5 protein-coding genes are annotated in these 7,813 nt (G+C 65.4%); all 5 read right to left on the reverse strand.

The genetic code is table 11. The features are described 5' to 3' along the window. Nucleotides 1-30: 30 nt before the first annotated feature. The gene (locus UP09_RS18565) at nucleotides 31-2,340 is read right to left on the reverse strand and encodes a xanthine dehydrogenase family protein molybdopterin-binding subunit (protein WP_044539707.1); all 2,310 of its coding nucleotides are present in this window, start codon (nucleotides 2,338-2,340) and stop codon (nucleotides 31-33) included. Between the two features lie 128 nt (nucleotides 2,341-2,468). Continuing rightward, nucleotides 2,469-3,998 carry a murein biosynthesis integral membrane protein MurJ gene (gene murJ, locus UP09_RS18570; RefSeq protein WP_044539708.1) on the reverse strand — a complete coding sequence of 510 codons (1,530 nt, stop codon included), beginning with the start codon at nucleotides 3,996-3,998 and terminating at the stop codon, nucleotides 2,469-2,471. 41 nt (nucleotides 3,999-4,039) lie between these two features. After that, nucleotides 4,040-5,188, reverse strand: a complete 1,149-nt coding sequence (locus tag UP09_RS18575; protein ID WP_044539709.1) for a DegT/DnrJ/EryC1/StrS family aminotransferase — start codon at nucleotides 5,186-5,188, stop codon at nucleotides 4,040-4,042. Between the two features lie 30 nt (nucleotides 5,189-5,218). Beyond that, complete coding sequence (locus UP09_RS18580; protein ID WP_044539710.1) at nucleotides 5,219-6,235, reverse strand: Gfo/Idh/MocA family protein; 1,017 nt, start codon at nucleotides 6,233-6,235, stop codon at nucleotides 5,219-5,221. A 243-nt stretch (nucleotides 6,236-6,478) separates the two neighbouring features. Beyond that, the coding region (locus UP09_RS18585; RefSeq protein ID WP_044539712.1) for a mannose-1-phosphate guanylyltransferase/mannose-6-phosphate isomerase at nucleotides 6,479-7,813 on the reverse strand (1,335 nt) is incomplete at its 5' end.

A 7,813-nucleotide genomic window follows, 5' to 3' on the forward strand; every position in this document is an offset into this window, starting at 1 on the left:
CGGACACTTCATTCCGCCTGCGACACTTTATCAGAGATTATGCCGGCGTTGAGCCTCGCGGATCGCGATCCAGACCCGCTCGGGGGTGGCCGGCATGTCGATGTGGTCGATCCCGTATTCGCGATGCAGCCCCTCGACGATGGCATTGACCACCGCCGGGCATGAGCCGATCGCGCCGGCCTCGCCCGCCCCCTTCACGCCGAGCGGATTGGTCGTGCAGGGCACGTTGTGGGTCTCGAACACGAAGGACGGCCCATCGGCAGCGCGCGGCAGCGCATAGTCCATGAACGTGCCGGTGACGAGCTGGCCGTCGCTCGTGCTGTAGACCGCCTGCTCCATCAGCGCCTGGCCGATGCCCTGCATCGCGCCGCCATGCACCTGGCCCGCCAGCATCAGCGGGTTCAGCGTGACACCGAAATCGTCGACGATCACATAGCTGACGATCTTGATGATGCCCGTGGCGGGGTCGATCTCGACCTCGGCGAGATGGGTGCCGTTCGGATAGGTGCCGTCGGCGCTCGAGAACGTCGCGCTGGCATTCATCTTTGCGGAATCGCCGCCCGGGCGCTTGGCAAGATCGGCAAAGCTGACGGAACGGTCGGTGCCGGCGATGCGGACGCGGCCGTCTGCGATTTCGAGGTCGCCGGCGCCGGCTTCCAGCGCCTGCGCCGCAAGCTCCTTCAGCTTGTTGCCGAGTTCGTGCGTGGCGCGCTGGACACTGACACCGCCGGAGGGAATCGACGCCGAGCCGCCGGTGCCGAGACCGGTCGCGATCTTGTCGGTGTCGCCCTGCAGCACATGGACGCGCTCCGGCGACACGCCGAACTGCTCGGCGACGAGCTGCGCATACGCGGTCTGATGGCCCTGCCCGCTCGACTGCGTGCCGATCAGGATGGAGATGTCGCCGTTGGGATCGAGCGCCACATTGGCGGTCTCCTCGCCCATGGTGCCGCAGACCTCGACATAGCTCGCAATGCCGATGCCACGCACCAGGCCGTCCTTCTTGGCAGCCTTGGCGCGCTTGGCAAACTCCTTCCAGTTGCCGATCTCCATCGCGCGCTTCATATGCGCGACGAAGTCGCCGGAATCGTAGACCTTGCCGGTCGCGGTCGTGTAGGGCAGCGATTTCGGCGGAATGAAATTCTTCCGCCTGACGGCATCGGGCGTCATGCCGAGCTTTCGCGCGGCAGCGTCGACCAGGCGCTCGATCACATAGGCGGCTTCCGGGCGGCCGGCGCCGCGATAGGCATCGACCGGCACGGTGTTGGTGAAGACGGTGCGGACGCGGCAGTGGAAGGCCTGGATGTCGTAGAGGCCCGGCAGCATGCCGGCGCCGCCATGCGGGATATAGGGCGCGAAGGTCGAGAGATAGGCGCCCATGTCGCCCATCAGGTCGACATCCATGCCGAGGAACTTGCCGTCCTCGGCGAGCGCCATCTTCGCGGTCGTGAGGTTGTCGCGGCCCTGCGCGTCGCCCATGAAATGGTCGGAGCGCTCGGCGGTCCACTTGATCGTCTTCTTCAGCTTGCGCGCGGCCACCGCGATCAGCGCATATTCGCGGTAGGGAAACAGCTTTGTGCCGAAGCCGCCGCCGACGTCGGGGCAGATCACCCGCATCTTCTCCTTCGGCATCTTCAGGATCATGTCGCAGAGGATCTCGCGCAGGCGGTGACTGCCCTGGCTGCCGATCGTCAGCGTCAGATGATCTTTCTTGGCGTCGTATTCGGCAACCGCTGCGCGTGTCTCCATGAAATTGGTGATGACGCGCGGGTTGACGATGGTGATCTCGGCGACTGAATGCGCCTTGGCGAAGGCTGCTTCCGCGGCCTTCTTGTCGCCGATCGAGACATCGAACAGCACATTGCCTGATTTGTCGGGCCAGACCTGCGGCGCGCCCTTCTTCACCGCGTTGACGAGGCCGACCACGGCGGGCTTCGGCGTCCACTTGACGTCAACAGCCTCGATCGCGTCGCGGGCATGATCGAGCGTGTCGGCGACCACGAAGGCGACGGCGTCGCCGACATGGCGCACCACGCCGCCGGCGAGGATCGCATAAGGCGGCGCGGTGAAAGGATCGGTCTCGAGGTTGAACAGGCACGGCAGCCCGCCGAGATCGGCGACATCTTCAGCGGTCAGGACCAGCGACACTCCGGGCATGGCGCGGGCCTTGCCGGCATCGATCGTGAATGTCGCATGTGCATGCGGCGAGCGCAGCACCAGTGCGTGCAGTGCGGGAGACGGAGCGACGTCGTCGGTATAGCGGCCCTTGCCGCGAATCAGCGCGTCATCCTCTTTGCGCCGTACACTTTGACCGACGCCGAATTTGATGGGAGCAGCCATCTCATCTCCAATTGCCTTGGTTTGTTCGTCGCATATTGGCGTGGTTGTTCCAGAAGCGCAAACCGCTTTCCGCGCGGCGTGGCGCAACCCTCAGCCCACTCCTATGCATTTGACTTGACAGGGTAAAACTATCCCCGCCGGAGCGCGAACAGCCAGCCGCGGCCAAACAGCGTGAGGATACAGAAGGCGTAGACGAAGGCGCCGACCGCGATCAGCAGCAGCAGGCTCAGTTCATCGCGAAACAGCTGCATCGGCGCGAACAAGACGGCCGCATAATGCGCGGTCGCCCAGAGCGCGATGGCCAGCACGACGCCGGAGAGTGCGAAGGTGCCGAACGAGCGCAGCAGCGCCCGGTCGAGATCGAGATAGCCGCGGCGGACGGCAAAGAACAGCACCAGCAGCAGATTGATCCAGGCGCCGACGGCGGTCGCCAGCGCGAGCCCGACCTGCGCCAGCGTGCCCATCAACAGCACCTTGAGCAGGACATTGACGGCGAGCCCGGTCAGCGAGGCCTTTACCGGCGTTGCGGTGTCCTTGCGGGCGTAGAAGGTGGCGATTGCACTGCGGATCATTACGAACGGAATCAGGCCGACCGCATAGGCTGCAAGGGTGGCGGCAGCTGCCGCCGCGTCGGCCGTCGTGTAGGCGCCCCGCACGAAAACCGCACGGACGATGACGTCAGGCACGGCGATAAAGGCCGCGACGAAAGGGATGGTCGCAAGCAACGTCAGCTCGAAGGCGCGCCGCTGCGAGGCCGCAGCACCTGCGACGTCGTCGGCCGCGAGCCGCCGCGACATTTCCGGCAACAACACGGTTCCAACCGCGATGCCGATCACGCCGATCGGCAACTGATAGAGACGCTCGGCATAATACAGCGCCGCCAGCGCGCCCGCAGGCAGGAACGTCGCGATGATCGTGTCGGCGAAGACCGCGACCTGGGTGCCCATCGAGCCCAGCGTGGCCGGGCCGATCGCACGGAAGAAGGCGCGGACGTCCTCATCGAGGCGCGGCATCGCAAACCGGGGAAGTCCGCCGTGACGCGCGAGATCGCCGGCGAGCAGGAAATATTGCAGAAAACCCGAGATCAGCACACCCCATGCCGCCGCGTGACCGGCGGTCGGGAAGAGCGCCGCCAGCGCCAGCGTCGCCATCATCGACAGATTGAGGAAGATCGATGCGGCCGCCGCCGTCGCAAAACGCTGCATCACGTTGAGGATGCCGCCGTAGAGCGTCACGATCGTGATGAGAAGCAGATAGGGAAAGGTGATCCGAGTCAGCTCGATCGCAAGCCTGCGCTGCTCGGGCTCGTCGGTGAACCCTGGCGCAAGCACGCGCAACGCCTGCGGCATGAACACCCAGGCCAGCGCCAGCAGCACGAGCTGGGTCAGGAACAGAAGCGTAAAGATCCGGTCGGCGAACAGCCGCGCCGACGAGCCGCCGCCTTTGCCGTGGACATGGGCATAGGCTGGGATGAAGGCGGTGTTGAATGCGCCCTCGGCGAAGATCGCGCGAAAATTATTGGGCAGCCGCCAGGCGACCAGGAAGGCATCGGCGATCGGTCCCGCACCGAGGATCGCCGCGAGCATGATGTCGCGCGCGAGGCCGGTGAGCCGCGAAAGCAGGGTGTAGCCGCCGACGGTGAAGATGCGCCCAAGCATGCGTGCTTCTAGCGCATGATCACCATACGAACAAATTGGTCCTAAGACAGCGCGGCGCGCACAGCCTGGATGACGCGCTCCTGGGTCGCCTCGTCGAGATAGGCGTGCATCGGCAGGCTGATGACGTCGTCCGACAGGCTCTCGCTGACCGGCAGGCCGCCATCGGCGACCGGGAAGTTGCGATACGCGGTCTGCTGGTGCATCGACTTGGTGTAGTAGATCGCGGTCGGGACGCCCTGCGCCTTCAAGGCCGCGGCGAAGGCGTCGCGATCGGTCCCCTTGGGCAGCCGGATGGTGTACTGCGCCCACACCGAAGTGCAGCCGGAGGCGAGGTGCGGCACGGTCACGAGATTGCCGAGCCCGCGGGCATAGCGGTCGGCGACCACATTGCGCGCGGCGATCTCGTCGTCAAATATCTTCAGCTTTTCGATCAGGATCGCGGCCTGCATGGTGTCGAGGCGGCCGGTGAGGCCGAGGCGGACATTGTCGTATTTGTCCGAGCCCTGGCCGTGCACGCGGATGCTGCGCAGCGTGTTCGCGAGTTCATCGTCATCGGTGAAGATCGCACCGCCGTCGCCGAAGCAGCCGAGCGGTTTTGCGGGGAAGAAGCTCGTCGCGGTCGCGAGCCCGAAGGTGCCGAGCTTGCGGCCCTTGTAGCTGGCGCCAAAGCCTTGCGCGGCGTCGTCGAGCACGAACAGGCCCTCGGCCTCGGCGACCGCGGCCACCGCGTCATGATCGGCACTCTGGCCGAACAGATCGACCGGAATGATTCCGACCGGCTTCAAACCACGCGCCCGCGCGGTAGCGATGCCGCGCTTGAGCGAGCCGGCGTCGATGTTGAAGGTCGCTTCGTCGACGTCGACAAAGACGGGCGTCGCACCAGCCAGCGCGACCGCCTCGCCGGTCGCGCAGAAGGTGAAGGACGGGCACAGCACCGCATCGCCAGGCCCGACATTCTTCGCCATCAGCACCATCAGCAGCGCGTCGGTGCCACTGGCGCAGGTCACCACGTGCTTGGCGCCGGAATACTGCGCCAGCGCAGTCTCCAGCGCGGTCACTTCCGGGCCGTTGATGAACTGGCAATGGTTGAGCACGCGGGCGACCGCGTCATCGATCGACTTGCCGAGCCGTTGACGCTGCGCAGCGATATCGATGAAGGGAACGGGTTCTGGACGCATATGCTGGTTCATGAGCTCTTCGCGCGTGATTTGGAGATGATATCAGCCGACAACGCGGCGCGGTCCCTTGCGCGCCGTCGAGGCGGCAGGCGTGATCGGCGATTCCAGGCAGCGGATCGCGATCTCGAGGCTGGCGACGCCCTCGTCGCCAGACACCGCCGGCACGTTGCCGGTTCTGACAGCATCGAGGAAAGCGATCAGCTCCGCGCGCAGCGGCTCGTCGTGGCCGACCGGCAGATGACGCATCGAATAGCTCCCATCGGGCTTGAAGCCGAAGCATTCGGTGACCTGGCGCGTGAGCAAATCGCCCATCACATATTTGCCGCGCGTCGCCACCGTGACGTTGCGCGCCTTGAACGGCGTCAGCCAGTTGGTGTTGATATGAGCAAGCACGCCGGAGGCGGTGCGGAACTGCAGCAGCGCGATGTCTTCGCGCTCGGCGATCGCGCTCGAGAGCTGCGGCTGCACCTCGATGATATCTGACTCTGTGAACCAGCGGATCAGGTCGATATCGTGCACGGCGAGGTCGATCACGACGCCGACATTGGACATCCGCGGCGGGAACGGCCCGACGCGGGTGATGCCGATCGACAGGATGTCCTCACCCGAGATCGCCTGCTTGATCGCGGCGACCGCCGGGTTGAAGCGCTCGACATGGCCGACCATCAACGTCACGCCGGCCTGCTCCGCGGCGGCGACGATCTCACGCCCCTCCTTGACGGTGGATGCGACCGGCTTCTCGACCATGATGTGGATGTTGCGCGCGACACAGGCCAGCGCGACCTCGTGATGCAGATGGGTCGGTGCCGCGATCGTCACGGCATCGACACCCTCGGCGAGCAGTTCATCGAGGCTCTCGAACGCGCGGCAGCCGACCAGGTCGACGGCGCGGGCACGATGTTCCGGCAGCGGATCGACGATCCCGACCAGCACGACACCGGGCAGTCCGGCCAGCACGCGGGCATGGTTGCTGCCCATCACGCCGGCCCCGATCACGCCGACGCGCAGTGCGCGATTGACGTCAGCTCTCGCGCCCGATGCGGACACTTTTGAATTCATATGTCGACCCCAAGTGACTTTCTGGCGGTTGTCCCGGCTCTCATGGAGCCACCCCGGCTCCGCGAGAATCAGCGCGAAGGCTGACCCTGCCTGGTGCGTTGGCGTGAACCACGACCCGCTTCGTTGGCAGCCGCTATAGCACGGCGCCACAAATGTGGCGAATGGCAAGCGCGAATTCCGGACACGTTTTGATTCAAAGAGTTACATCGTCCCGTGACTCATTTCCGGGCACGGGAACCCGCTTCAGGTGCGCTGATAATCGTCCTCGATGCGGATGATGTCATCCTCGCCAAAGTAACTGCCGGTCTGCACCTCGATCAGCTCAAGCTGGATCTTGCCGGGGTTCTCCAGCCGGTGCACCGCGCCGATCGGGATGTAGATCGATTCGTTCTCGTGCACGGTCTTGACCAGCTCGTTGACGGTCACCTGCGCGGTGCCGCGCACCACGATCCAGTGCTCGGAGCGGTGGTGATGCTTCTGCAGCGACAGCCGTCCGCCTGGCTTGACGATGATGCGCTTGACCTGGTGGCGGTCGCCATTGTCGACCGACTGGTAGGAGCCCCAGGGACGATGCACCTTGACGTGGCTCTCGGTGACTTCTGGCGCCGTCACCTTCAGTTTGGCGACCAGCCGCTTCAGTCCATTGGCGTCCTGCTGCCGCGACACCAGCACGGCGTCCTGGGTCGCCACCACGACGAGGTCGTCGACGCCTTCGAGCGCCACCAGCGCGCGGTCGGTCGTCACGTTGCAGTTGCGGGAATCCTCGAACACCGCGGCACCGCGCGCCGCATTGCCCTGGCTGTCCTTGTCCGAGAGTTCCCAGACCTGGCGCCATGAGCCGATGTCCGACCAGCCGCACGCCACCGGCACCACTGCCGCATGCGCCGTCTTCTCCATCACGGCATAATCGATCGAGATCGCTTTCGCCGCGGCAAAGGCCGCCGCATCGAGCTTGACGAAGCCGAGGTCGTGCCCGGCCTTCGCAACCGACTCTTCGACCGAGGCAATGCTATCCGCATCGACGTTGCGGTATTCGTCAAGCAGCATGGCGGCGCGGAACATGAAGTTGCCGCTGTTCCAGAGATAGCCGGCATCGATATAACTGGCCGCGGTCGCCGCATCCGGCTTCTCGACGAATTTTGCGACCGCGCGCACCTCACCGGCGACAACCTCGCCCGGATTGATATAGCCATATTCGGTGGCAGGCCGCTCCGGCTTGACGCCGAAGGTCACGATGCGGCCCGCTTCCGCGGCCACCAGTCCTGCGCGGCAGGCGGCCACGAAAGCATCGGTGTCGCGCACCAGATGATCGGCGGCGAGCGCCAGCACGATCGCATCCTGGTCGCGGCTTTGCGCGAACGCCGCACCGGCCGCGATCGCGGGACCTGAATCGCGCCGCATCGGCTCCAGGAGCACATCGGCCTCGCGGCCGATCTCGGCCAGTTGCTCCAGCACCATGAAGCGGTAGGCCTCGTTGGTGATCACGATCGGGCGCTCGAACACCGCCGCGTCCGAAACCCGCAGCAGCGTCTCCTGGAAGGTCGAGCGCGTCCCGAACAGCGACAGGAACTGCTTCGG

It is taken from the genome of Bradyrhizobium sp. LTSP885, assembly GCF_000938305.1.
Classification (GTDB): Bacteria; Pseudomonadota; Alphaproteobacteria; order Rhizobiales; family Xanthobacteraceae; genus Bradyrhizobium.

Coding starts and splice junctions, on each gene's coding strand:
- UP09_RS18565 (WP_044539707.1), bottom strand. CDS start 2,340: ATGGCTGCTCCCATCAAATTCGGCGTCGGTCAAAGTGTACGGCGCAAA.
- murJ (WP_044539708.1), bottom strand. CDS start 3,998: ATGCTTGGGCGCATCTTCACCGTCGGCGGCTACACCCTGCTTTCGCGG.
- UP09_RS18575 (WP_044539709.1), bottom strand. CDS start 5,188: ATGAACCAGCATATGCGTCCAGAACCCGTTCCCTTCATCGATATCGCT.
- UP09_RS18580 (WP_044539710.1), bottom strand. CDS start 6,235: ATGAATTCAAAAGTGTCCGCATCGGGCGCGAGAGCTGACGTCAATCGC.